Source organism: Acidobacteriota bacterium, from assembly GCA_020845575.1.
Lineage (GTDB): Bacteria > Acidobacteriota > Vicinamibacteria > Vicinamibacterales > Vicinamibacteraceae > Luteitalea.
In genome coordinates this window covers 45,651-69,443 of the sequence record JADLFL010000052.1, presented here as the reverse complement: position 1 = coordinate 69,443, position 23,793 = coordinate 45,651, and the positions used below count along the sequence as shown (strand labels likewise).

At 68.6% G+C, this 23,793-nt stretch carries 21 protein-coding genes; 13 read left to right on the top strand and 8 right to left on the bottom strand.

Features of this window, described 5'->3' with window-relative positions; genetic code table 11:
* The first annotated feature begins 4 nt into the window (after positions 1 to 4).
* Complete coding sequence (locus tag IT182_14970; GenBank protein ID MCC6164650.1) at positions 5 to 3,178, top strand: multidrug efflux RND transporter permease subunit; 3,174 nt, start codon at positions 5 to 7, stop codon at positions 3,176 to 3,178.
* Positions 3,171 to 4,583 carry an efflux transporter outer membrane subunit gene (locus IT182_14965; GenBank protein MCC6164649.1) on the top strand — a complete coding sequence of 471 codons (1,413 nt, stop codon included), beginning with the start codon at positions 3,171 to 3,173 and terminating at the stop codon, positions 4,581 to 4,583. The genes IT182_14970 and IT182_14965 overlap by 8 nt, the downstream gene beginning before the upstream one ends.
* Before the next feature lie 73 nt (positions 4,584 to 4,656).
* On the opposite strand, the gene IT182_14960 is transcribed toward IT182_14965, so the two are convergent.
* On the bottom strand, positions 4,657 to 5,802 hold the full coding sequence (locus tag IT182_14960) for a hypothetical protein (protein MCC6164648.1): 1,146 nt from the start codon (positions 5,800 to 5,802) through the stop codon (positions 4,657 to 4,659).
* Between the two features lie 126 nt (positions 5,803 to 5,928).
* Here IT182_14960 and typA point away from each other — a divergent pair, with 126 nt between their 5' ends.
* Positions 5,929 to 7,761, top strand: coding sequence for a translational GTPase TypA (gene typA / locus IT182_14955; protein MCC6164647.1), 1,833 nt, complete (start codon positions 5,929 to 5,931; stop codon positions 7,759 to 7,761).
* On the opposite strand, the gene IT182_14950 is transcribed toward typA, so the two are convergent.
* A complete protein-coding gene (locus IT182_14950; GenBank protein MCC6164646.1) occupies positions 7,762 to 10,083 on the bottom strand; it encodes a response regulator in 2,322 nt (773 codons plus the stop codon). It lies immediately after the preceding gene.
* A gap of 242 nt (positions 10,084 to 10,325) precedes the next feature.
* On the opposite strand from IT182_14950, the gene IT182_14945 reads away from it, so the two are divergent.
* A complete protein-coding gene (locus IT182_14945; GenBank protein MCC6164645.1) occupies positions 10,326 to 10,727 on the top strand; it encodes a YfiR family protein in 402 nt (133 codons plus the stop codon).
* 36 nt (positions 10,728 to 10,763) lie between these two features.
* Here the strand turns inward: IT182_14945 and IT182_14940 are convergent, their stop codons facing one another.
* The 5 genes from IT182_14940 to IT182_14920 all read right to left on the bottom strand — a co-directional run bounded on the left by IT182_14940 (position 10,764) and on the right by IT182_14920 (position 13,666).
* A complete protein-coding gene (locus tag IT182_14940) occupies positions 10,764 to 11,654 on the bottom strand; it encodes a DMT family transporter (GenBank protein MCC6164644.1) in 891 nt (296 codons plus the stop codon).
* A gap of 69 nt (positions 11,655 to 11,723) precedes the next feature.
* Positions 11,724 to 12,071, bottom strand: coding sequence for an ATP synthase F0 subunit C (locus tag IT182_14935; protein ID MCC6164643.1), 348 nt, complete (start codon positions 12,069 to 12,071; stop codon positions 11,724 to 11,726).
* 149 nt (positions 12,072 to 12,220) lie between these two features.
* Positions 12,221 to 13,030, bottom strand: a complete 810-nt coding sequence (atpB, locus tag IT182_14930; GenBank protein MCC6164642.1) for a F0F1 ATP synthase subunit A — start codon at positions 13,028 to 13,030, stop codon at positions 12,221 to 12,223.
* A gap of 14 nt (positions 13,031 to 13,044) precedes the next feature.
* Positions 13,045 to 13,446: an ATP synthase subunit I gene (locus IT182_14925; protein MCC6164641.1), complete on the bottom strand. Its 402-nt coding sequence runs from the start codon at positions 13,444 to 13,446 to the stop codon at positions 13,045 to 13,047.
* Positions 13,433 to 13,666: an AtpZ/AtpI family protein gene (locus IT182_14920; GenBank protein MCC6164640.1), complete on the bottom strand. Its 234-nt coding sequence runs from the start codon at positions 13,664 to 13,666 to the stop codon at positions 13,433 to 13,435. Before IT182_14920 ends, IT182_14925 begins: the two co-directional genes overlap by 14 nt.
* 54 nt (positions 13,667 to 13,720) lie before the next feature.
* On the opposite strand from IT182_14920, the gene IT182_14915 reads away from it, so the two are divergent.
* The 8 genes from IT182_14915 (at position 13,721) to hemL (ending at position 22,735) form a co-directional block, all read left to right on the top strand.
* Positions 13,721 to 14,617 carry a VWA domain-containing protein gene (locus tag IT182_14915; protein ID MCC6164639.1) on the top strand — a complete coding sequence of 299 codons (897 nt, stop codon included), beginning with the start codon at positions 13,721 to 13,723 and terminating at the stop codon, positions 14,615 to 14,617.
* The gene (locus tag IT182_14910) at positions 14,614 to 15,603 is read left to right on the top strand and encodes a VWA domain-containing protein (GenBank protein MCC6164638.1); all 990 of its coding nucleotides are present in this window, start codon (positions 14,614 to 14,616) and stop codon (positions 15,601 to 15,603) included. The genes IT182_14915 and IT182_14910 overlap by 4 nt, the downstream gene beginning before the upstream one ends.
* A gap of 12 nt (positions 15,604 to 15,615) precedes the next feature.
* Positions 15,616 to 16,437, top strand: a complete 822-nt coding sequence (ccsA, locus tag IT182_14905; GenBank protein ID MCC6164637.1) for a cytochrome c biogenesis protein CcsA — start codon at positions 15,616 to 15,618, stop codon at positions 16,435 to 16,437.
* Positions 16,437 to 17,759: a glutamyl-tRNA reductase gene (locus tag IT182_14900; GenBank protein MCC6164636.1), complete on the top strand. Its 1,323-nt coding sequence runs from the start codon at positions 16,437 to 16,439 to the stop codon at positions 17,757 to 17,759. The genes ccsA and IT182_14900 overlap by 1 nt, the downstream gene beginning before the upstream one ends.
* Positions 17,756 to 18,733 carry a hydroxymethylbilane synthase gene (hemC, locus tag IT182_14895; GenBank protein MCC6164635.1) on the top strand — a complete coding sequence of 326 codons (978 nt, stop codon included), beginning with the start codon at positions 17,756 to 17,758 and terminating at the stop codon, positions 18,731 to 18,733. Before IT182_14900 ends, hemC begins: the two co-directional genes overlap by 4 nt.
* 159 nt (positions 18,734 to 18,892) lie before the next feature.
* Positions 18,893 to 20,425 carry a uroporphyrinogen-III C-methyltransferase gene (gene cobA, locus IT182_14890; GenBank protein ID MCC6164634.1) on the top strand — a complete coding sequence of 511 codons (1,533 nt, stop codon included), beginning with the start codon at positions 18,893 to 18,895 and terminating at the stop codon, positions 20,423 to 20,425.
* Between the two features lie 6 nt (positions 20,426 to 20,431).
* Positions 20,432 to 21,415: a porphobilinogen synthase gene (gene hemB, locus IT182_14885; GenBank protein ID MCC6164633.1), complete on the top strand. Its 984-nt coding sequence runs from the start codon at positions 20,432 to 20,434 to the stop codon at positions 21,413 to 21,415.
* Positions 21,416 to 21,436: 21 nt separating this feature from the next.
* Positions 21,437 to 22,735 carry a glutamate-1-semialdehyde 2,1-aminomutase gene (gene hemL, locus IT182_14880; GenBank protein MCC6164632.1) on the top strand — a complete coding sequence of 433 codons (1,299 nt, stop codon included), beginning with the start codon at positions 21,437 to 21,439 and terminating at the stop codon, positions 22,733 to 22,735.
* A gap of 20 nt (positions 22,736 to 22,755) precedes the next feature.
* Here the strand turns inward: hemL and IT182_14875 are convergent, their stop codons facing one another.
* Positions 22,756 to 23,052 (bottom strand): hypothetical protein, encoded by a 297-nt coding sequence (locus tag IT182_14875; protein ID MCC6164631.1) that lies wholly within the window; start codon positions 23,050 to 23,052, stop codon positions 22,756 to 22,758.
* A gap of 220 nt (positions 23,053 to 23,272) precedes the next feature.
* Between IT182_14875 and IT182_14870 the strand changes: the two genes are divergently transcribed.
* The gene (locus IT182_14870) at positions 23,273 to 23,767 is read left to right on the top strand and encodes a hypothetical protein (GenBank protein MCC6164630.1); all 495 of its coding nucleotides are present in this window, start codon (positions 23,273 to 23,275) and stop codon (positions 23,765 to 23,767) included.
* Positions 23,768 to 23,793 lie beyond the last annotated feature (26 nt).

Genomic DNA, 23,793 nt, shown 5'->3' with positions numbered 1-23,793 from the left:
AGCCATGAGCCCCCGCTTCTTCATCGATCGCCCCGTCTTCTCGTGGGTCCTCGCGCTGGCCATCGTCCTGGCTGGCGTGATGGCTCTCCGCGCGCTGCCGATCGAGCAGTACCCGAACATCGCCCCCCCCTCGCTGACGATCGCGGCAACGTATCCAGGCGCCGAGGCGTCGGTGGTCGCCACGACCGTCACGCAGGTGATCGAGCAGGAGCTGAACGGCGTCGAAGGTTTCCTCTACATGGACTCGTCGAGCGACTCAACCGGGTCGGCCTCGGTGACGCTGACGTTCGCGGCGGGGACCGACATCGACGTGGCGCAGATGGAGGTCCAGAACCGGGTCCGCCGTGCGGAGCCACGCCTTCCCGAGGAAGTTCGCCGGCAAGGCATCCAGATCAACAAGGCGGGCACCGGCTTTCTGATGATCGTGGCGTTGACGTCCAAGAGCGGCGCGGCATCGACGCTCGAACTGGGCAGCTTCGCCGCGACCCGCGTGATCGACGAGTTGCGTCGGGTGCAGGGCGTGGGAGACATCCGTGCCTTCGGCTCCGAGCACGCGATGCGGATCTGGCTCGATCCCGACAAGCTCGCCAACTACCGGTTGTCGCCGGCCGAGGCACTCGCCGCCGTCCAGGAGCAGAACAGCCAGTCGACGGGTGGCTCGCTGGGCGATCAGCCGCTGGCCAACGGCTTCGAGATCAACGCCTCCATCCTGACGCAGCAGCGTTTCACCACGCCCGAGGAGTTCGCGAGCATCATCCTGCGCGCCGCGCCTGATGGGTCGGTCGTCCGACTGCGCGATGTCGCGCGCGTCGAGCTCGGCGCGCAGAGCTATCTGTCGAGCATGGACCTGAACGGGAAGCCGGCCGCGGGCATCGGGGTGCAACTGCTCACCGGTGCCAACGCGCTCGCCACGGCAGCCGGCGTCAAGGCGCGACTGGCCGAACTGGAAACGAACTTCCCGCCCGACATCACGTGGGCCGTGCCGTACGACACGACGCCATTCATCGACGCGTCGATCGCCGCCGTCCTACAGACCCTTCTCGAAGCGATGGTGCTCGTCTTCATCGTGATGTACGTCTTCCTGCAGAACTGGCGGGCGACGCTCATCCCGGCGATCGTCGTGCCGATCTCGCTCGCCGGCGCGTGTCTGGGGCTCTGGGCTCTCGGCTACTCGATCAACGTCCTGTCGCTGTTCGCGATGGTCATGGCCATCGGCATCCTGGTCGACGATGCCATCGTGGTGATCGAGAACGTGGAACGGATCATGGCCGAGGAGCACCTGTCGCCCTATGACGCGACGGTCAAGGCCATGACCCAGATCACGTCGGCCATCGTCGGCATCACGCTGGTGCTCATCGCGGTGTTCGTGCCGATGGCCTTCTTTCCCGGGTCGACGGGCGGCATCTACCGGCAGTTCTCCATCACGCTGGCCATCTCGATCGCGTTCTCGGCACTGATGGCCCTGACGCTCACGCCCGCGTTGTGCGCCACGCTGCTCAAACCCCATCAGCCTGCGACCGAGCGTCGACCGAATCTCATCAGCCGTTTCATGAGCGGGCTGTTCGGAGGGTTCAACCGCTGGTTCGATCGCACGACGGCGCGCTATCAGCGCGGCGTCGGCGTCATCCTGGTGCGGCCGCTGCGGTTCTTGGCGCTCTTTGTCGCGCTCGTCGCCGTCACGGGACTGCTGTTCGGGCGGCTGCCAACCAGCTTTCTGCCGATCGAGGACAACGGCACCTTGATGACGGTGGTGCAGGCGCCACCAGGCGCGACGACCGAACGCACCGAGCGGGCGATCGTCCAGATGCAGGACTTCTACGGGACCCAGCCGCAAGTCGCCAACGTCATCGTCGTCCGCGGCTTCAGCTTCTTCGGCGTCGGGCAGTCCAACGCCATGGCGTTTGTCACGTTGCATCCGTGGGATCAACGCCCCGGTGCGGACAACACCGCGCAGGCCCTCGTGGCCCGGGCGACGCGCACGCTCTTCGCGATGAAGGAGGCGCTGGCGTTCGCACTCATCCCGCCGTCGATACCAGGCCTGGGCGTCGCCAGCGGGTTCACGTTCAAGCTGCAGGACCGCGCTGGCCTCGGTCTTGGCGCGTTGGTGCAAGCCCGCGACCAGCTGTTGGCGCTCGCCAGCGAGAGCCCGGTGCTCACCGGGGTGCGAGCCGAAGGCGAGGCAGATGCGCCACAGCTCCGCGTCAGCGTCGATCGCATCTCGGCGCGTGCGCTGGGCCTGTCGATTGCCGACGTGAACTCCACGCTGGCGATCGCCTTCGGCAGCGCCTACGCCAACGACTTCAGCCGCGACGGACGCATTCTGCGTGTCCTGCTGGCGGCAGATGCCCCGTACCGCATGACCCCGCAGCACATCCTGGACCTGCGGGTACGGAACGCCCAAGGCGGCATGGTGCCTTTCGGCGCCTTCACGACCGTCGAGTGGACCTCTGGCCCGCCCCGGGTGCAGCGGTACAACGGCTACCCCGCGTTGACGATCTCGGGACTACCCGCCTCGGGCCGATCCACCGGAGAGGCCATGGACGAGATGGAACGGCTCGCCGGCCAACTGCCCGAAGGGTTCGCTTTCGAGTGGACCGGTGTGTCCTACGAGGAGCGGCAGGCGGCGGGACAAATCGGTCTCCTGCTGGGTCTGTCGCTGGTGGTGGTGTTCCTGTTGCTGTCGGCCCTGTACGAGAGCTGGACCGTCCCGGTCGCCGTCCTGCTGATCGTCCCGCTCGGCGTGCTCGGTGCGGTGCTGTTCTCGATGGCCAGAGGCCTGGCGGCGGACGTGTACTTCAACGTCGGACTGTTGACCATCATCGGCCTCGCGGCCAAGAACGCCATCCTGATCGTCGAGTTCGCCATCGAGGAGGAAGCGCGTGGCGTGCCTCCCTTCGACGCGGCGATGAACGCGGCGAAGCTGCGGCTCCGCCCGATCATCATGACGTCGCTCGCGTTCATCCTCGGCATGGTCCCGCTGGTCATCGCGACCGGCGCCAGTGCGGCGAGTCGCATCGCGGTGGGCACCGGCGTCGTCGGCGGCGTGCTCGCGGCCACCGTGTTCGGCATCTTCTTCGTGCCGCTGTTCTACCTGGCCGTCCGGCGGTGGCTCAGCCGCCGGCGGCCGGCCGTCGGAACGCCCACGACACCGAACGAGCCGGAGGCGTCGCATGCGTAGGGCCCTGGTCCTGGTCGCGCTGCTGGTGCTCGGCGGCTGTCGGCACCTGGCACCGCCACACGTTCGTCCCGAACCGCCGACACCGCCGATGTACGCGGCTGACGCGGGCGGAGATGTCGCGATCGGCCAGCGCGCCAGCGAGATCGGCTGGCGGGACTTCTTCGAGGACCCCCGCCTCGAAGCCCTCGTCGCGACGGCGCTCACGCGCAACCGCGATCTCGCGGTCGCCGACGCCCAGGTGGAAGAGGCGCGCGGCGTGCTCCGTGTTCAGGAGGCCGCGCGACGACCAGCCGGTGTGCTGGGCGGCGACGTCGTGCGCACTCGGACGGGCGCGGCGGCGACGGCTCTGCCCGGCGTCGAGTCCACCACGGCGAACCGCTACTCTGTCGACGTCGGCGTCACCGCCTTCGAGCTGGACTTCTGGGGCCGCCTGCGGAACCTGGCCGACGCGGCGCGCGGGGAGTTCCTCGCAACGGTCGAAGCCGCGCGGGCCTTTCGCCTGTCGCTCATTCGTGCGGTCGCCTCGACATATCTCTCGACGCTGGAGCTCGGCGAGCGCATGCGCCTCGCGGAGGCGACCGTCGAGAGTCGGCGCGACGGCCTGCGCATCGCCAGGGTGCGACTGGATGCCGGCATCACGTCGGCGCTGGATTTCCGCCAGGCCGAGTCGTTGCTGACGCAAGCCGAGTCCCAGCTGGCCGAACTCCGACTCGGTCTGGCGCAGGGCGAGAACGCCCTCACGGTGCTCATCGGAGGGCCCGTTGCGCAGCCGCTGCCGGACGCCTTGCCGCTCGCCCGGCAGGCCACGTTTCCGGCCATCAACGCCGGACTTCCAGCCGATTTGCTGGTCGCGAGACCCGACATCCTGGCGGCGGAGGAGCGCCTGCGCGCCGCCAACGCCAACATCGGTGCCGCGCGAGCGGCCTTTTTCCCGACCATAAGGCTGACGGGCAGCGTCGGGTTCGCCTCCCTCGAGCTGGACCGGCTCGTGGGCAGCGATGGCCTCGCCTGGAACTTCGGCCCGTCGATCACGGTGCCGATCTTCAATCGCGGAGCGCTGCGCGGCAACCTGACGGCTGCAGAAGCGCGTCAAGACATCGGTGTCGCGACGTACGAGCGCACGGTGCAGACCGCGTTTCAGGAAGTCGCGGACGCGCTGGCCGGCCGCCGCCATCTTGCCGAGCAGGTCGCCGCGCAGGAACGCGGGCTGGCCGCGCAGCGCGTGATCGCCGATCTCGCGCGGCTACGCTACCAGGAAGGCGCCGTCAGGTACCTCGAAGTGCTGGACGCGGAACGCAATCTGTTCGCCGCCGAGCAGACGCTCCTGCAGGTGCGACGAGCCGAGGTGGAGAATCTCGTCGCGCTGTACATCGCGCTTGGCGGCGGGACATTCGAACAACGGTGAAGGCGCGATAGGCGCCGCATCGACCACCGCGGGCACCCGGGCCCGGCGTACGGCCTCCTGTCGTATTGTCCCGTCACGCGCGGGTGTAGGTCTGGAGGCCGTCCGTCGATACCGCCACGTAGTCGTGGTCCTTGTCGGAGTCGCACCGCAGGTGGAGGTACACGCTCGCCGGTTCGCCTGCGCGCGCACGTACCGCGGCGATCCTGAAGCGGGGCAACCCGACTCCACGCGACTGCGCCACCGGACGCACGGCATCCGACGCACGCAACGTGGCTTCGAAGCTGCGCTGGACGACGCTGCGCGCGGCATCGAGCGCACGCGGGTCCGGCGCCGTGGCATCCCCCTCGATCCTGACGGAGAACTCGCGATCGGCCCCGTGTGCCCACCACGCGTTGTCGGCCTGGTTGAACGTGAGCCGCCCGAGCACGCGATCGTCGTGCCCGTCGCGGCCCGACGACTGACGAGACGCGGGCCCGTGCGCACCCGCGTGTGCGCGCTCGACCTGTGAGGCCGCCTCCGTCCGCGGCCTCGTGGCAGCGGCAAGGGCGTCGAGGCCAGGCGATGTGCGCGACCCCTTCGACTTCCCCGACCGCTTGCGCAGGCGCGTAAGCGTCTCGGCGTTGGCCGACGCGACCGACCGCCCGCGTGTGGCGCTCTCTGCCGGCATCGGCGGCGAGGCGAGGTGCCGGACGGCGGTGCGGAGAATTCTGTAGGCCACCGACAGACCGATCGCGTACGGGATCCAGTCGGCCGGTCGATCGAGGGCCGCCGTGCCCAGCTCGATCGCGCGATCCGACCACTGGCGGGCCTGATGCGACGGGTCGCCCGCGACGATCCCCGCCCACGCCCAGTCCGCGAACCGGCCCACGAACACGAGGAGGAACGGGATGGGGATGAGATTCAGCAGGCAGCCGCCAAGGCCTTTGGCCGCTTGCGCCGCGGTCAGCTTCCTGTCTGTCGACGTTTTCGCGGGACGTCGCAGCAGCCCGCGCACGAGCCAGCTCCAGACGGCGATGTACAACCAGAACGACGCCACGACACGGATGGCGTAGCCCGCCTTGGGCGCTTCGGGGTCATCGAGGCCGATGAGATGTGCCGACAACAGGTAAAGCCCGGTGACCACCACCAGGTTGAAGGCCAGCCGCAGCGTGGCGCCCAGGACGTGGTCGACCCAGTTCAGGAGGGCTATGGACCTCTTGGCCTGCCGGAGATCTGTCATCGTCGGAGGGGTGATTCTACGGCAGGTCGGGCGCGGCTATTCTCGGGCCTGCCGGGCCATGGCCCCGATGGCGCGCGGGGGCGCGACATCGGGCGGAGGCGGGCCGGTGCCCGGTATACTGGTGGGATGTCTGCTGCCGAACACGCCCGACAGATTGCCAATCCTCACCGGCGCAACGTCGCCATCATCGCCCACGTGGACCATGGCAAGACCACGCTGGTCGACGCGATGTTCGGGCAGGCCGGCACCTTCCGGTCCAACGAGCGCGTGGCTGAGCGCGCCATGGACTCGATGGACCTGGAGCGCGAGCGCGGCATCACCATCCTGGCCAAGAACACCGCGGTCCGGTACCTGGACCACGTGATCAACATCTGCGACACGCCGGGCCACGCGGACTTCGGCGGCGAGGTGGAGCGCACGCTGTCGATGGTCGACGGCGTGGTGCTGCTGGTCGATGCGTCGGAAGGCCCGCTGCCGCAGACGCGGTTCGTGCTCCGCAAGGCCCTCGAACGCCGTCTCTCCCCCATCGTCGTCATCAATAAGATCGACAGGCCGGACGCGCGCGTGCAGGAAGTGCTGAACGAGGTGTACGACCTGTTCATCGACCTCGACGCCGACGAGGAGCAGTTGGAGTTCCCGATCATCTATGCCGTCGCGCGCGACGGGCAGGCCAGCACCGACGCGAGCGTGCGCGGCGAGGACCTGCGACCACTCTTCGACGCGATCATCGATCACATCCCGCCGCCGAAGGGCGACGTCGACGGCATCCTGCAGATCCTGATCGCGAACCTCGACGCATCCGAGTACCTCGGGCGCATCGCGATCGGCCGCATCTTCAACGGCCGCGTGAAGGTTGGCGACTTCGTGGGCGTGGCCAAGCTCGATGGTTCGATCCAGCAGACGCGCGTCACCAAGCTGTTCGCGTTCGACGGCCTCAAGCGCGTCGACGTGGAGGATGCTGCCGCCGGCGACATCGTGTGCCTCGCGGGCATCGAGGACATCACCATCGGCGAGACGGTGACCAGCGCCGAGCACCCCAAGCCCATCCCGCCCATCGCGGTGGACGAGCCGACGGTGTCGATGATCTTCGGCGTGAACACGTCGCCGATGGCGGGGCGCGACGGCACGTTCGTCACGTCGCGGCAGATCAAGGAGCGCCTCGAGAAGGAGTTGCTCGGCAACGTGTCGCTGCGCGTGGAGCCGACCGACACGCCCGAACAGATGCGCGTCATCGGACGTGGCGAGCTGCAGCTCTCGATCCTGATCGAGATGATGCGGCGCGAAGGCTACGAACTGCAGGTCTCGCGCCCCGAGATCGTCACGCGGGAGACGGCCGAGGGCCGGCTCGAGCCCGTCGAGGACGTGGTGATCGACGTTCCAGAGGAGTTCCAGGGCGTGGTCATCGCCGCGCTCGGGACGCGCAAGGGCACGATGACCAAGATGGTGAACAACGGCAGCGGACGCGTACGGCTGGAGTTCCGTGTGCCGGCCCGCGGCTTGATCGGGTTGCGCTCCCAGTTCCTCACCGACACGAAGGGCACCGGGATCATGAACCACATCTTCGCTGGCTGGGAACCGTGGGCGGGCCCGATCCCGGCGCGTCCGACGGGCGCCCTGGTGGCCGATCGCACGGGAGTGGCCACGGCGTTCGCGATCTCCAACCTCCAGGACCGCGGCGAGATCTTCATCGACCCCGCCGCCGAGGTCTACGAGGGCATGCTGATCGGCGAGAACTCGCGCAACAACGATCTCGACGTCAACGTGACCAAGGAGAAGAAGCAGACCAACATGCGGGCGTCGACGGCCGACGAAGCCATCCGCATCATCCCGCCGCGCAAGCTCGGTCTCGAGGTCGCCATCGAGTTCATCAACGACGATGAGCTCGTCGAGATCACGCCGAAGGCCATCCGTCTGCGCAAGAAGATCCTCGCCGCCAACCAGCGCCCGCGCCGCGATTGATCACGCGGGTTTGCCGAGGGCTCTGGTGACGATGCCGAGGCGGTCCATCAGGTCGTAGAGCGCCGACCGGCGCAGGGGCTTCGACAGGTAATCGTCCATGCCCGCGGCGAGACACCGCTCGCGGTCGCCGGCCAGGGCGTGCGCCGTGAGCGCCACGATGGGCGTCCGTCGGCGCACGCGCCGGCGCGTCTCCACGTCGCGGATCTCCTCGCACGCCTGCAGGCCGTCGAGCTCCGGCATCTGCACGTCCATCAGCACGAGGTCGTAGCGTTCGGCGTGCCACGCGGCGACGGCCTCGCGGCCGTTGCGCGCGAGCGCCACGTCGCAGCCGCGCGCCTCCAGCAGTTCACGCACGATGCGCAGGTTCAGCTCGTTGTCGTCGACGGCCAGCACGCGGGGTGTGTGGACCAAGCGCGGCACGATCGCCAGCGCGCCAGACGGCGCACGCGTCGCGTCGTCGAGTGGCTCACTGGCCGCTGCCGCGAGCACGGCGCCTGCGGCATGACGGCGCAGCGGGCGGGCCAGCGACGGGTACGGCGACGTCCCTCCCGAGACGGAGCTCTCCGTCGCAAGAAGGAGCTCGACAACGGGGATCCCCGACCGTGCCGCCTGCGCCACGTCCAGCTCCGCGCCCTCGAGCGATTCGCGATCGATGAGCACCAGCCCCCACCGCCGCTCGCGCATCAGGGGTCCGATCGCCGCGTCGTCGGCAGCGCACGTGACCTCCGCCCCCCACCCCGTCAGCCATGCCGCCAGCACGTCGCGCGACGCCGTCAGGCGATCGGCGAGGAGGACCTCTCGGCCGGCGAGCGCCTGCGGCAGCGTCTCGGCGGGCGCGTCCTCGTTCGGCGACGCGACGGGCATGGTGAAGGTGACGGTCGTGCCCTGACCTTCCCGGCTCTCGACGACGAGCGCGCCGCCCATCAGATGGACGAGACGTCCGCAGATCGGCAGACCGAGGCCGTTGCCTTCGAAGAGCTGGGGCTGGCCCGTCGCTGCCTCGCGCAGCATCCGGCGAATCGCGTCGAGCTGCGTCTGCGAGATGCCGACGCCAGTGTCGGCCACGCTCACGCGAAGCACGGCCCGGCCCGGTGTATCGGTGCGATCGACCTCGACCGTCACACGCACGGAACCCACGTTCGTGAACTTGACGGCGTTGCCGAGCAGGTTGTTGAGCACCTGGCGGAAGCGTGCGGCGTCGGCCGTGACGCTTGCCGGCAGCGGCACTTCCTGCGCCCAGACCACGTCCAGATCCTTCTGGTGCGCGCGGATGGCCACCGCGGCAAGCGCGTCGTGGACCTGCGCCGCGAGGTCGAACGGCCCCTCGTGCAGCTCGATGCGGCCGGCCTCGATCGTCGAGAGGTCCATCACGTCGTCGATCACCGTCATGAGGTGCTCCGACGAACGGCGGATGGTCTCCAGGTACTCGCGCTGCCGGGGCGTGAGGTCCGAGTCGAGCGCGAGCTCGGTCATGCCGAGTACGCCGTTCATCGGCGTGCGGATCTCATGGCTCATCGTGGCCACGAACTGGCTCTTGAAGCGGTTGGCGCTCTCGGCGCGCTCCTTCGCTTCGCGCAGCTGGGCGGTGCGGCGGGCGACCTTCTGTTCGAGCTCGTCGCGATGGCGCTGCAGTTCGACGTCGCGCGCGGCCAGGTGCGACAGCATCCCGTTGAACGCGCGCACCAGTACGCCGACTTCGTCGTCGGTGACGCGATCGGGGAGCCGAACGTCGAAGCGCTCGGTCCGCATCACCTCGTCGGCGGCGATCGACAACTGGCGCAGCGGCGTCACGATCGGCCGCTGCAGCGTGGCGCCGAGGACGTACGCAAGGCCCAGGGAGGCGACAAAGACGGCAAGGAAGATGGCGAGCGTGTCGCGGCTCCTGGCCGCGATGCGGCGCAGGTCCGTTTCGACGAGAATCGACCCGACGCAGCCATCGGGCAGGCAGACCGGCCTCACCACGCGCACCACGTCTCCGACGGCCTCGGCCCCGACGGGCGGCACGCGGTCTGGCGCGAGGTTGCCACCGGGCACCTGCGCGAAGAGACGGCCGTCGAGACCGTACAGCGCGGCGACCCGGAGGTCCGCACGAGCACGCAGGACGCCAAGCGTGTCGTCGGCAAACGACGGGTCCTCGAAGGTCAGGGCAGCGGCGCTGCCTTCGCCCACGACGTCGGCCACCGCCTCGATCTCCTGGACGAGCGACGCGCGCGCGGTGGCCTGGTCATACACGGCGATACCGATTCCCGTGAGCGCAAGCGCACACGTGATGGCGGCGATGAGAACCAGGGTGAGCTGACGACGGAGCGAGTGGCGAAGCATCGAACAGGCGGGAGCGCCCCTTTTCCCTGAATCGGCACGCTGGCGCGGCAATTGAACCCGCCATTCAAGTCCACGCGACCACCGCCGATTCCCCGAACATGACGACGCAGGACCCTCGCGCGCCGGCCCGGATCACTTCCACCCTGCTGGCGGTCGCCCTGTGCCTGGGCGCCGTGGCCGGGAATCCGGCCGTTGCTGCCGCTGAGGTACCCGACACGGCACGCGTTACGACAATCGTGGGCATGCTGCGGTTCGTGGAGTGGCCCGCTCTCACGGCAGGGACCAGGATCACGATTGCCGTCGTGGCCAATACGCCGCTGGGTGCGGCGTTGCGCGCGGCGTACGCTCAGCAGCCCGGCGTCCGGACCATCACCGTGGTGGATGTGCCCTCGGCCACCGCCCTGGCCCACGTGGACGCGTCCGTCGTGGTGCTCGGCGCGGGCACCGCGGCCATCGCACGCAAGCTTGCGGATCAGGGAGTGGTGACGGTAGGGGACGGCAACTGCGCCGATCAGTCAGGCCTCGTGCTGAACCTCGTGGCCGACGGCCCGCGCTTCCGCTTCACCGTCAACCCCGCCGAAGCCGCCCGCGCCGGCGTCAGCATCAGCGCCCGCCTGCTCAGGCACGCGCAGATCGTGAATTGAGACGGCAACGGGCAACCGGCAACAGGCAACCGGGGCTCAACGGAACGGCGTGGAGCGGGAACCCGTCCACCGCGTGACGAGCACGCCGACGGCGACGAGAGCGGCGCCGAGGAGGCGCACGCCGGCGAGGCGTTCGCCGAGCCAGACCATCGCCACGACGAGCGCAGCCACGGGAACCACGTTCGAATACAGCGAGGTACGCGACGACCCGAGTTGCCGCACGCCGAGATACCACGACGTGTACGAGAAGTTGAGCGCGAGCAGCGACGAGAACACCAGGCACACCCACGCGACGACGCGCACGTCGCGCCATGCCGTCCGCGCGAAGTCTCCCACGGCGAACGGCATGAACAGCACCGTGCCGATCGCCATCGACAGGCCGGTGATCACGATGGGTGAATACGACACGAGCAACGGGCGCGCGGCAACGGTGTAGACCGTCCAGCACAGCACGCACGCGATCATCATGATGTCGCCCACCGGCGACGACACACCGCTCACCGCACCTCCGCCGACGATGAGCGTGACGCCCACGAACGACAGGGCCGTGCCCAGCCAGTGCGCGAGCGGCAGTCGCTCGTGCCCCAACGCGGCAGACACCACGCTCACGGCGATCGGTGTACAGGCGATGATGATCGACGCGTTCATCGCGCTCGTGCGCTCGAGCCCGTCGATGAACAGAATCTGGTACATGAACTGCCCGACGATGCCGAGCAGGACCACGACGGCCCAGTCGCGACGCGAGAGCCTCCGCACGTGATCCATGCGGCGCGCGGCGATGACCGACAGGAAGACCGCCGAGGCAATGGCGAGCCGCAGTCCATTGAAGGCCCGGCCGGGCACATCCTGGACCACGAACTTGATGACGCTGTAGTTGCTCCCCCAGATGATCGCTGTCAACAGGAGGTAGACGTCGACGCGAGACATCGGTGGGTCCGCGGGGCGGGTGGGCCGGCGGGCGGCACGGAGCCGCACCGCCGGTGAGACATCGACTCGTTACGCCAGGCCGAGTGCGCCGTTACGAACGAAGAAGATGATCAGCGAGACGAGCAGCACGTAGATCACCAGCGACTCGATCAGCACGAGGCCGAGCAGCAGCGCGCCGCGGATCTGGTCTGCCGCGCCCGGGTTGCGCGCGATGCCTTCGGCGGCCGCGCTCACGGCCTTGCCCTGCGCCAGTGCGCCGAACGCCGCCGCGATGGCGAGCGCGAATCCGGCCGTCACCACGGCCCACTGCGTGACGCCGGCCGCCACACCACCGCCGGCCACTTCCTGCGCGTACGCCGGCGAAACGAAACCGGCGGCCATCACCATCGCGAGAATCACGGAAAACTTCTTCATCATGTGCATGCCTCCTCGAGGCCCTTCAATCACGTCTTCGTCGGCATTACACGGATACACGACCATGTGGTCGCGGGCGTCGCCTGTGGCGCGCCTGGGGTCGACGATGCAGACCGGGGCCCGACGGTTGCCGAAGTCTGCCGACCCGATGCCTACGCCGCGGCGTGCGCGTGCGCAGGCGAGTCGCCGTGCGCATGCCCATCGTCGTGATGGGCATCGTCATGCCCGTGCTCGACGTGGACCGCGCCAGCCAGATAGATGATCGTCAGCAGCGTGAAGATGTAGGCCTGCAGCGACCCGGTGACCACGCCGAGGAACATCATCGGCAGCGGCACGAGGAACGGGATGATGCTGGCCATGATCAACACGACGAGCTCTTCGCCGTACACGTTGCCGAACAGACGCAGCGAGAGCGACATCACGCGCGACACGTGGCTGATCAGCTCGATGGGCGCCATGATCGGCGCCACGAACAGCGGCACGCCCGGCGGAATGATGAAGTGCTTGATGTACGCGACGATGCCCTGCGCCTTGATACCCTGCAGGTGGTAGTAGACCCACACCGTGAGCGCGCAGCCGAGCGTGGTGCTGATGTTGGCCGTCGGCGACATCAGGCCGGGCACCTTGCCGATCGCGTTGGCCAGGAAGATGAACACGAAGATGGAGCCGACGAGCGGGAGGAACTTCGAGCCCTGCGGTCCGATGTGCTCCTTCAGGAGGCCGTCGAGGAAGCCGACGATGTCTTCGAGCACGATCTGGAGCCGGCCGGGATTGTCCACGCTGAACGTGGACCGCACGGCCAGGCAGAACACCGTGACGGCCAGCACGATCAACGCGCACATGACGAGATGATCCGGAATCACCTGCAGGCCGGGTGTGTAGGTCTTGCCGAGGAGCGACGCCACGAACGGCCCGAGCAGGCGGTTGACGGCCTCGACGATCCAGAGTGTGTGATGTTCCATGAGACTTCGGCCGGCTAGCGCCAGGACCTGGCGGTCTCCATCATTGCGGCAACGACCACGGCGGAGACGCCCACCAGCACCCCCAGCGGGTGCAGGTGCAAACGGCCAATGATAACGTAGCCCGCTCCGAGCAGCAACGCGTGGCGCAGAACCAGTCCCACCGCCACCCTGGCAGATGACGGACGCCTGTACGCCTCATCCGCCGCTGGCGGTCCCAGCGCGACGACAGCCCTGTAGAGGACGACGCCGCTGAGGGCCGAGAGCACGCCTCCACCGACCACGCCGCCCGCCATCCGGACGCCGCTCAGCAACCACGCGGCCAGCGCGCTCAGCGCCAGGACGATGAGCGTGTCCCTGCCGAGTCGCCGCGCCACGGCGCGCGATCCGATGGGATTGGCGGGGTCAGGACTTGCCATTGCCGAGCGCCCGGCGCGTGATCCGCACCACGTTGAGCACGGCGGCGGCAAAGCCCAGGCAGAATCCGGCGAACATGCCCCATGGGCTCGTGGTGAACGTGCGATCGATCCAGAGGCCCGCCCACGTGCCGATGACGATCGCCAGCACGAACGACAGCCCGAGCGAACCGAGTTCGCCAACGGTCCGCCAGTAGTCCGGAGGGCGGGGTGAAGGGGTCAACGGACCCTCGACTATACTCCATGGGCGGGCCCCTGCCGCGACGGAGACACCCCGATGCGCCATCTCTTCACCCTCGTCGTTGCTGGTCTGCTCGGTTCCGCCACGGGCGTCGCAGACGCCCATGGGCAGGCCAACCCCCGTCAACGCACGCTCCTCGTCACCGCCGTCGGCGAGAACGACACGCCGGTCGAGACCCTCTCGGCCAACGACGTGATCGTGCGCGAAGACGGCATGGCCCGCGAGGTGGTGAGTGTCACGCGCGCCACCGAACCCGTGGACATCACGCTGCTCGTGGACAACAGCGTGGCGTCGACGCGCGCCCTCCAGGACATGCGCATCGGCCTCGAGAAGTTCGTCACGGCATTCGCCGGGCCGAACCCGATCACGCTCATGACCGTCGCAGACAGGCCGACCGTGCAGGTCCCCTCCACGACGAGCCAGGCGCAACTGCTGCGCGGCGTGAAACGGCTCTTCATCCAGCCGTCGTCGGGCGCGACGACGGTCGAGGGAATCATCGAGGCGTCGCGTGCGATCGAAAAACGCCACCCCGCGCGTGCCGCGCTCATCGTCGTCACGAGCATGGGCAGCGAGTTCAGCGACCGCCCGTACGACCTCGCCCTCGACACGCTCGCCAAAGCGGGAGCCGTCCTGCACGTGCTGGAACTCCAGGACACCACACGCGCCGACACGCAGAGCCAGAGCGTCCGCGATCGCAACATCGTGATCGATCGCGGCACGACGGAGACCGGCGGACTGCGCGAACTGCTCATCACCAACCTGAGCATGTCCGATGCGCTGCAGAAGGTCGGACGCGCGGCGACCACGCAGTTCCTCGTCGTGTACGGCCGCCCCGACCGGCTGATTCCTCCTCGCAAGGTCGAAGTGTCCTCGGCGCGCCCCACCCTGAAGGTGCGTGGAAACACGCTGCCGGACAACCGGGCGCCGCGATGACGCGTCAGTTCCTGGCCGCCGGCGTGGCGGCGCTCGTCGTGCTGACGGTACGCGTGGACACGCAGGAGCGGGTGCCGCCGGCGCAGCCGCCGGAGACGGAGATCCTGCTGCCCCCCGGGTCTCAGCCGGCCGATCAGCCGACGTTCCGATCGGGCGTCGAAGTCGTGTCGCTCAACGTCACCGTCACGGAGAAGGACGGCCGGTTCGTCACGGGCCTGCCGCGTGAGGCGTTCTCGGTGTTCGAGGACGGCGTCAAGCAGGAGGTCATGTTCTTCTCCGGGACGCAGTTGCCGACCGCGTTGGGCCTGCTCGTGGACACGAGCGCCAGCATGGTGGACAAGCTGCCCATCGCGCAGCAGGCCGCCGTCGGGTTCATCGAGCGCATGCGCGGCGACGACATCATGACCATCGTCGACTTCGACAGCCGCGCCGAGATCCTGCAGACGTTCACGTCGGAACGCGACAGGCTGGTGACCGCCGTCCGGCGCACGACCGCGGGCGGGTCCACCTCGCTGTACAACGCCGTCTACATCGCGCTGAACGAGTTCAAGCGGATGCGCGCCAGCGTGCAGCAGGACGTGCGGCGCCAGGCGATCGTCGTGCTCTCCGACGGCGAAGACACGTCGAGCCTCGTGCCGTTCGAGGAGGTGCTGGAACTCGCGAAGCGCTCCGAAGTGGCCGTCTACACGATCGGCCTGAAGGACGGCAATGCGAAGAGTCGGCCGCTGGGCGGGTTCTCGGAAGCCGATTTCGTGCTGAAGCAGTTCTCGCAGGAAACCGGCGCCAAGTCGTTCTTTCCGACGAGCGCCAACGAACTCCCGGCCATCTACGGATCCGTCGCCGACGAACTGGCGGCGCAGTACACGGTGGGCTACGCATCGCGCAATCAGCGCCGTGACGGGCGCTGGCGCCGCATCGTCGTGCGCGTGGAACGACCCAACACCCTGGCCCGCACCAAGCAGGGCTACTACGGCCCCACCGAGTAGCCGCCGCCAGCGATGACACTCGCGCTGCTCTACTTTGCCGCCTTCTCGGCATACGTGTGGCATTTCGTCACGCGACGCGGACTGGCAGGACGCGTGGCCACCGGGTGTCTGATGCTGGCGGTGCTCGTGCACACGTTCGTGCTCGGGATGTACACCATGGAGCTCGGCATGCCGCCGATGACGGGCCGCACCGGCGCGGTGTCCACGTTCGTCTGGATGCTGGCCGTATCGTACCTGTCGATCGAGGTCTCGACCGACGAACGGGGCATCGGCATCTTCGTCACGCCGCTGATGGTGGCGCTCCAGGGGCTCGTCGCGCACGGCGAGATGCCCACCACGGTGCCGGCGTTCTTCGACGGCCCGTTTGTCGCCCTCCACGTCGGCGCGGCGCTGTTCGCCTACGCGGGCTTCGCGCTCGCGTGCGTCATCGGCATCACGTACGTCCTGCTGTTCCGTGAACTCAAGCGTCGCTCGCCCGGCATGTTCTTCCAGCGGCTGCCGTCGCTCCAGGTGCTCGACCGCATGAACATGCGCGCGATCACGATCGGCTGGGTGCTGCTCACGCTCGGCCTGGCCGGCGGCGCGGCATGGCTGCGCACCGCGGGCGCCGAGATGGTCGACGACCCGCGCCTGCCGCACATGACCCTGACCGACCCGAAGATCCTGATGGCGCTCGCGACCTGGCTGCTGTACGGTTTCTTGCTGGCGACCCGCCGCTGGGGCGGCCTCACGCCACGGCGCGCGGCGTGGCTGTCTGTCATCGGCTTCGCCCTCGTGCTGCTCAATTTCCTGCCCGTGGCGTACTTCTTCGCCCGGAGCCACAACTTCTCCTGATGCACCTCGTCCTCGTCGGCCTCAGTCACCACACGGCGCCCGTCGACGTGCGCGAACGGATCGGGATCAGCCGATCCATGGTGCCTGCCGCGCTCGATCGGCTCGCCAACGATGGCTGCGAGGACGCCGTCCTGCTCTCCACGTGCAACCGCACGGAGGTCTACGCGGTGGCCGACGACCCGTCGGCGATGGGTCAGCGCATCATCGACTGCCTGGCCGAGTACCGCGGCGTGCCGCGCGACGAGATCGACGCGTCGCTGTACGTGCGCACCGACGCCGACGCGGCGCGGCACCTCTTCCGCGTGGCCGCCGGCCTCGACTCGCTCGTCGTGGGCGAGCCGGAGATCCTGGGCCAGGTGAAGGACGCGTACAAGGTGGCGAGCGAAGAGCGCGGAACCGGTGCCGTCATCAACAGGCTCTTCCACGGCGCGTTCGCAATAGGTAAGCGTGTACGTACTGATACAGGGCTCTCGGAGGGCGCCGTCTCGCTGAGCCATGCCGCGCGCACCCTGGCACGCAAGATCTTCGGCGACCTCTCGCAGCTGCACATGATGGTGTTCGGCGCGGGCGAGATGGCGCGGCTCTGCGCGCAACACTTCCAGGAGCAGGTCGCGAGCCTGACGATCGCCGCACGCAGTCGCGATCGCGGCGACGCGCTCGCGGCCGAGGTGACGGGGCGCGGCGTGGCGTGGGAGTCGCGGCTCGACACGCTCGCGGAGGTGGACATCCTCGTCGCGGCCACGGGCGCGGCGGATGTCGTGCTCACCAGTGCCGACATCAGGGCCATTCAGGACGCGCGCCGCGGACGTCCGCTCTTCATCGTGGATCTCGCCGTGCCGCGCGACGTGGCCGCAGACGTCGCGGCGATCGAAGAGGTCTTCCTCTACAACATCGACGACCTCCGCGGCATCGTCGAAGAGAACCTCGCGCGGCGCAGGCAGTCGGTGGAGAAGGCCGAACGTCTCGTGAACGACGAGGTCACGGTCTGGCACGGCTGGCTGCGCTCGCGCGCCGCGATCCCCACCGTCGTCGCGCTGCGCAGCCGGTTCGAACGCGTGCGCCAGGCGGAGCTCGAACGTCTCGCCCCGAAGTTCACGGGCCTCGGACCCGAGGCACGCGCGCGCGTCGACGAGGTCACGCGGCTGATGATCGAGAAGCTGCTGCTCACGCCGACAGAGCAGCTCAAGTCGATCGACGACCGCGAGACGATGGACGCGTGCTCGACGGCGTTGCGCCGCCTGTTCGCACTCGACGAGGACGGCGAAGGCGAGACCGGGTCGACCGCCGACGCCACGGCCGACACGACGGAGACGCCACGATGAGCCTCGCGTGGCGGATCGGCACGCGCGGGAGCGCGCTGGCGCTGTGGCAGGCCAACACCGTCAAGGCGCGTCTCGACGCCCTCGGCGTGGCGCCGTGCGAGATCGTCGTCATCAGGACGGACGGCGACCGCCTCCAGGACGCGCCGCTCTCGGACATCGGCGGCAAGCGGCTCTTCGTCAAGGAGATCGAGGACGCGCTGCTCGCCGGCGAGATCGACGTCGCCGTCCACAGCGCGAAGGACATGGCCGTGACGTTGCCCGACGGCCTGCACATCGCCGGTGTGCTGCCGCGCGCCGACGCACGCGACGCCGTGGTGCTGCCCGACGGACGGACGCTCGGCGATGCGCGCGTCGCCCAGTTGCGCGGCGCGCTCGGCGACACGCCGCGGATCGGCACGAGCAGCGTGCGGCGCGTGGCTCAACTGCACAGGCAACTGCCCGGTGCCGAGTTCCTGCCCGTGCGCGGCAACGTGGACACTCGGCTACGCAAGCTCGACAGCGGCGAATACGACGCGCTCGTCCTGGCCGCCGCCGGACTACAGCGGCTCGATCGCGGCGATCGCATCAGCGGCTGCCTTCCCATCGACGTGTGCATCCCGGCGCCAGGCCAGGGCATCGTGGCCATCGAATGTCGCGAGGATGCCGACGACGTCACGCAGACGCTGGTGGCGATCGCCGATCCGGCTGCCGATGTGGCGCTGCGCGCCGAACGCGCGCTCGTCGTGGCCCTCGGCGGCGGATGCCAGCTTCCTCTCGGCGCGCATTGCCGCGCGACGGCAGACGGCGGCCTCGAGATGCTCGCGTGCGTCACGTCGATCGAGAGCGACACGGAAGTGCGCGCGATCGGCTTCGGACAGGCGTCGGATCCGGAAGCACTCGGGGAACAGGTCGCCGACCGTCTCCTCGCCGACGGCGCCGGCACCATCCTCGACGCGGTCCGCGAATACGACGGCCCGCTGCCCGGACACGACTAATCTCCGCGGTCCGACGAAGGAGTTGCACGCGCCTCGCCCGAAGATGTCGGGCACCCGTTGTGGGTGCCCGATCCGAGCGGGCGGCCACCCTCTCTGCTGCTGCACAGCTACGGAGGGCAGGCCCCATGGCCGGCGGGCGTTCGCTGTAAGATGCCCCGCATGACTCCCGTGTCCATCGTGGGCGCCGGCCCGGGGGATCCATCCCTGATCTCGGTGCGTGGGCTGCGCTGTCTCGCCAGCGCTGACGTTGTCGTCCACGACGCGCTGATCCATCCGCGGCTGCTACGGATGGCACGCCCCGACGCCGAGTGCATCGAGGTGGGCAACGCGGCGCCAGATGAACCGGCGCAGAATGCGATCTGCCTGCTGCTTGCCGAGAAGGCCCGCGAGGGCAAGTCCGTGGTCCGCCTGAAGTGGGGTGACCCCTTCGTGTTCGACAGCGGCGGCAAGGAAGCGCTGTTCCTGCACGAGCAGGGCATCGGCTTCGAAGTGGTGCCTGGCGTGCCCGCGCTCGTGGGCATCCCGGCGTATGCAGGCATCCCCGTCACGTATCCCGGATCGGGCAACACGCTGACGTTCATCCGCGGCTACGAAGACGGCGACCAGAAGGCGCCCGAGCTGGACTGGAGCCAACTCGCGCGCGTCGACGGCACGCTGGTCTGCTACGCCGGGCCGCGCCAACTCGCGCGCGTGGCGTCGCAGCTGCTCCTGCATGGCAGACCCGCCGACGACTCGGCGGCAGTGGTGTACGACGGCACCACGCCGCGGCAGCGCACCACGGCCGGCACACTCGGGGAACTCGCGCGCCAGTTCGAGGCACAACCGCCGCAAGCACCGGCGGTCCTCGTGGTCGGCCCGTCGTGCGGCCTGCGTGAACATCTCCGCTGGTTCGATGAGCGCCCTCTCTTCGGCACGCGCATCGTCGTCACGCGATCGCGCGAACAGGCTGGCGAGTTCGTGGATCGGCTTGTCGATCTGGGTGCCGACGTCATCCAGGCGCCGTCGATCCGCATCGAACCACTCGATGACTACACCGAAATCGACGCCGCCATCGCCGACATCTCGCGGTACCACTGGCTGGTGTTCACGAGCGCCAACGGCGTCGACCATTTCATGAGACGCGCGCTGTCGCGCGTGCGCGACATCCGCGACCTGCACGGCCCGCGTCTCTGCGCCGTCGGTCCCGCGACGGCCGAGCGCCTGCAACGCCTGCACCTGCGCGTCGACGTCACGCCGGAGGAGGATCGGGCGGAAGGCGTGATCGCGGCGCTGAAAGTCACGGGGCACCTCGACGGGTTGCGCATGTTGCTGCCGCGCGCCGACATCGCGCGCGAGATCCTGCCCGATGAACTGCGCAGGGCCGGTGCGCACGTCGACGACATCGCGGCGTATCGCACGGTGCGCGCCACGTGGGGCCAGGAAGGCCAGCCCGATATCTACAAGCAACTGCTCGAAGGCGACGTGGACATCGTGACGTTCACGAGCGCGTCGAGCGTGCGGCACTTCGTGACCAACCTCGGCGAGGACCAGGCAGCCGACCTGCTGCGGCAGGTGGCCGTCGCCTCGATCGGGCCGGTGACGGCAGAAGCCGCCCAGCAACTCGGCGTCGCCACGAGCATCATGCCCGGCGCGCCGTACACCATCGCCTCGCTCGCCGACGCCATCGTGGCGCACGTGCGCGCGCGGCGCTGAGACTGCATGCCTCTCGATCTGACGCACCGCCCCCGGCGGCTCCGGCGCACGCCCGGGATTCGCGCACTCGTGCGCGAGACGCACCTGGAGCCGTCGCAGCTCATCTATCCGCTGTTTGTCTGTTTCGGTGAAGGCGTGCGCAAGCCGATCGCATCGATGCCAGGTGTGGCGCAGATGTCGGTCGACACGATCGTGGAGGAGGTCGGCGCGGCGGCGGGCGATGGCGTGACGTCGGTCCTGCTCTTCGGCCTTCCCGCGCACAAGGATGAACGCGGGACGAGCGCGAGCGATCCGCACGGCCCCGTCCAGGAGGCGGTGCGTGCCATCCGCGCAACACATCCGGACACCGTCATCGTCACCGACGTGTGTCTCTGCGAATACACATCCCACGGTCACTGCGGCATCGTCACCAACGGCGTCGTGGAGAACGACCCGACCGTGGAGTTACTCGTGCTGGAAGCGCTGTCGCACGCCAAAGCCGGTGCCGACATCGTGGCGCCGTCGGACATGATGGACGGGCGTATCGGCGCCATCCGCGAGGCGCTCGACGCGGCGGGGCATGCAGGCACGGCGGTGATGAGTTACGCCGCCAAGTATGCGTCGGCGTTCTATGGACCGTTCAGGGATGCTGCCGATTCGACGCCCGCCTTCGGCGATCGCCGCAGTCATCAGATGGATCCGGCCAACGCGCGTGAAGCGTTGAGGCAGGTGGCGCTCGACGTCGATCAGGGTGCGGACATGGTGATGGTCAAGCCCGCGCTGCCTTATCTCGACATTCTCTGGCGCGTGAAGGACACGTTCGGCCTGCCGACGGTGGCCTATCACGTGAGCGGCGAGTACTCGATGGTGAAGGCCGCGGGCGCCAACGGATGGATCGACGAACCGCGCGCGATGATGGAGTCCCTCATCGCCATCAGGCGCGCCGGAGCCGACGCCATCATCACGTACTACGCCAGGGACGCGGCACGGCAGCTCACGCGCCGGTCGTGACCCACACTCGATAGAGGTCTCATGTCAGCAGGAAAGTCTGTGCGATCCGCGCAGTTGTTCGCACGCGCGCGACAGGTGATGCCCGGAGGGGTGAACAGCCCCGTGCGGGCGTTCAAGGCGGTTGGCGGCACGCCGCGATTCATCAGGCGGGCGAAGGGCGCGCGCATCACCGACGAGGATGGGCGCACGTACCTCGACTACGTGATGTCGTGGGGACCGCTGATTCTCGGGCACGCCCCGAAGGGTCTGCTCGACGCACTGGCGACTGCCGCAAGGCACGGCACGAGCTTCGGCGCACCGACGCGGCTCGAGATCGAGATGGCCGAGACGGTCCGCACACTCGTGCCGTCGATGGCAGTGGTGCGATTCACGAGTTCGGGGACCGAAGCCACGATGAGCGCGCTGCGCGTGGCGCGCGCGGCAACGGGCCGCGATGCGATCGTGAAGTTCGCCGGCTGTTATCACGGGCATGCCGACGGATTCCTCGTGGAGGCAGGCAGCGGCGCGATCACGCTCGGCGTGCCGACGTCGCCCGGCGTGCCTCCCGCCATCGCCGCACTCACGCTGACGGCCCGCTACAACGACCTCGCGTCTGTCGAAGCCATCGTCAAGCGAACGAAGCGCGGCGTGGCCGCAGTCCTCGTCGAGCCGATCGCCGGCAACATGGGACTCGTGCCGCCGGAGCCCGGTTTCCTCGAAGGCCTCCGCGCGCTGTGCGATCGCACAGGGGCGCTGCTCGTGTTCGACGAAGTGATCAGCGGGTTCAGGGCCTCGCGCGGTGGCGCGCAGCACCTGCTCGGCGTGCGACCCGACCTGACTTGTCTCGGCAAGATCATCGGCGGCGGCCTGCCTGTCGGCGCGTACGGCGGACGCGAGGATCTGATGCGCCAGGTGGCACCGGACGGTCCCGTCTATCAGGCAGGCACACTCTCGGGTAACCCGCTGGCGATGACGGCGGGCCTCTGGACCCTGTCGCACCTGAGCGACGCGTTGTATCTGAAGCTCGAACGCCTGGGCGCACGGCTAGCGGAAGGACTGGTCGACGCCGCGCAGCGCGCGGGTGTCGACGTGAGCATCAACAGGGTGGGGTCACTACTCACCGTGTTCTTCACCGATCGCCCGGTGATGAACTACGACGATGCGCGGATGGCCGACGCGGGGGCGTACGGCAGGTTCTTCCGGGCGATGCTGGCGCAGGGCATCTATCTGCCGCCGTCGCAATTCGAGGCGTGGTTCCTGAGCGGCGCGCACACGCGGCGGCACGTGGAGGAAACGATTCGCGCCGCGCACAAGGCATTCAAGGCCGCGCGTCGAGGGTGACACGCGGCCCGTCATGATGGCTACCCCTTGGCGGCCCGCACCTTGGCCCACCGGCGCTTCTGCGCCTCGGCGATGCGGCGACGCGCGTCGGCGCTGAGCTTGCGCTTCTTGCGAGCCTTCGGTGCCTTGGCAGTCGACTCGGCCGCCGATGCGGCCACGGTGGCCTTCCCGTCGCCACGCAGCTTGCGCGCGTGTGCCTCGAGCTCGCGCAGACGCTCGCGCGTGCTCTCGATCAGTTGTTCGAGACCGTGGAGCGCCCACGTCACCAGTTCGTTGCTGCCGGATGCTGCCTTCGCCGATTTGCGGGACTTTGCCATGTACTGGACTCCGTGAGAGAGATGATAGGTTTTCGCGCCGACAAGCATAGCGTGCTTTTCCGTATGTGGCCCGCCATATGTGCTCAGAGTCCTCACCACGAATCGAGATAGCGTCCGGCTTACCACCCACCTACGACGCATGGTCAACCCGGGTATCGGTCCTGTCACAGGGCGACCGGTTGCCCGAACGGCCGGGTCGCGGATAACGTCTCCCTGTCCGATGGCGAAGCGACGCTGGGTCACCTGTCTCGTGGGCGTACTGCTCCTGCTGGCTGTGGGTGTGGTTGCGCTCGCCGGCAGTTGTGCCTACGTCGTCCGTCAGCAGGTGCGAGTCACTCCCTCCTCATCGCTCGCCGACTTCGAACACGAGGCCGCCGGTGTCCTCGCGCGATTCAAGGACGTGCCGCCATTGATCGAAGACGGGCCGGCTGGCCCGGCCGTCTCGCGAAAAGCCCTCGCGGCTCGCAGCAAGCACGGCGGTGCCGTCGCTCACATGCGCATCCTTGTGTTCTCCACGCACGAGCACAAACTCGTGCGGTTGTCGCTACCAATGTGGCTCCTGCGCATGTCGCCCGACGGAAGCGTGGACTTCAAGAGCGACGAGCTCGACTTCGACAAGGTCCACTTGTCCATCTCCGACCTCGAGCTCGCGGGCCCCGGGCCGCTCTACGTCCGTTCGCACAAGGATTCGCACGTCCTCGTCTGGACCGAGTGACACGCGCGGCCCGGGCTGTCCTTCAC

Bases quoted from the DNA above. Each gene is read 5' to 3' on its own strand.
- IT182_14970 (MCC6164650.1), top strand. From the start codon at position 5: ATGAGCCCCCGCTTCTTCATCGATCGCCCCGTCTTCTCGTGGGTCCTC.
- IT182_14965 (MCC6164649.1), top strand. From the start codon at position 3,171: ATGCGTAGGGCCCTGGTCCTGGTCGCGCTGCTGGTGCTCGGCGGCTGT.
- IT182_14960 (MCC6164648.1), bottom strand. From the start codon at position 5,802: ATGACAGATCTCCGGCAGGCCAAGAGGTCCATAGCCCTCCTGAACTGG.
- typA (MCC6164647.1), top strand. From the start codon at position 5,929: ATGTCTGCTGCCGAACACGCCCGACAGATTGCCAATCCTCACCGGCGC.
- IT182_14950 (MCC6164646.1), bottom strand. From the start codon at position 10,083: ATGCTTCGCCACTCGCTCCGTCGTCAGCTCACCCTGGTTCTCATCGCC.
- IT182_14945 (MCC6164645.1), top strand. From the start codon at position 10,326: ATGCTGCGGTTCGTGGAGTGGCCCGCTCTCACGGCAGGGACCAGGATC.
- IT182_14940 (MCC6164644.1), bottom strand. From the start codon at position 11,654: ATGTCTCGCGTCGACGTCTACCTCCTGTTGACAGCGATCATCTGGGGG.
- IT182_14935 (MCC6164643.1), bottom strand. From the start codon at position 12,071: ATGATGAAGAAGTTTTCCGTGATTCTCGCGATGGTGATGGCCGCCGGT.
- atpB (MCC6164642.1), bottom strand. From the start codon at position 13,030: ATGGAACATCACACACTCTGGATCGTCGAGGCCGTCAACCGCCTGCTC.
- IT182_14925 (MCC6164641.1), bottom strand. From the start codon at position 13,446: ATGGCAAGTCCTGACCCCGCCAATCCCATCGGATCGCGCGCCGTGGCG.
- IT182_14915 (MCC6164639.1), top strand. From the start codon at position 13,721: ATGCGCCATCTCTTCACCCTCGTCGTTGCTGGTCTGCTCGGTTCCGCC.
- IT182_14910 (MCC6164638.1), top strand. From the start codon at position 14,614: ATGACGCGTCAGTTCCTGGCCGCCGGCGTGGCGGCGCTCGTCGTGCTG.
- ccsA (MCC6164637.1), top strand. From the start codon at position 15,616: ATGACACTCGCGCTGCTCTACTTTGCCGCCTTCTCGGCATACGTGTGG.
- IT182_14900 (MCC6164636.1), top strand. From the start codon at position 16,437: ATGCACCTCGTCCTCGTCGGCCTCAGTCACCACACGGCGCCCGTCGAC.
- hemC (MCC6164635.1), top strand. From the start codon at position 17,756: ATGAGCCTCGCGTGGCGGATCGGCACGCGCGGGAGCGCGCTGGCGCTG.
- cobA (MCC6164634.1), top strand. From the start codon at position 18,893: ATGACTCCCGTGTCCATCGTGGGCGCCGGCCCGGGGGATCCATCCCTG.
- hemB (MCC6164633.1), top strand. From the start codon at position 20,432: ATGCCTCTCGATCTGACGCACCGCCCCCGGCGGCTCCGGCGCACGCCC.
- hemL (MCC6164632.1), top strand. From the start codon at position 21,437: ATGTCAGCAGGAAAGTCTGTGCGATCCGCGCAGTTGTTCGCACGCGCG.
- IT182_14875 (MCC6164631.1), bottom strand. From the start codon at position 23,052: ATGGCAAAGTCCCGCAAATCGGCGAAGGCAGCATCCGGCAGCAACGAA.
- IT182_14870 (MCC6164630.1), top strand. From the start codon at position 23,273: ATGGCGAAGCGACGCTGGGTCACCTGTCTCGTGGGCGTACTGCTCCTG.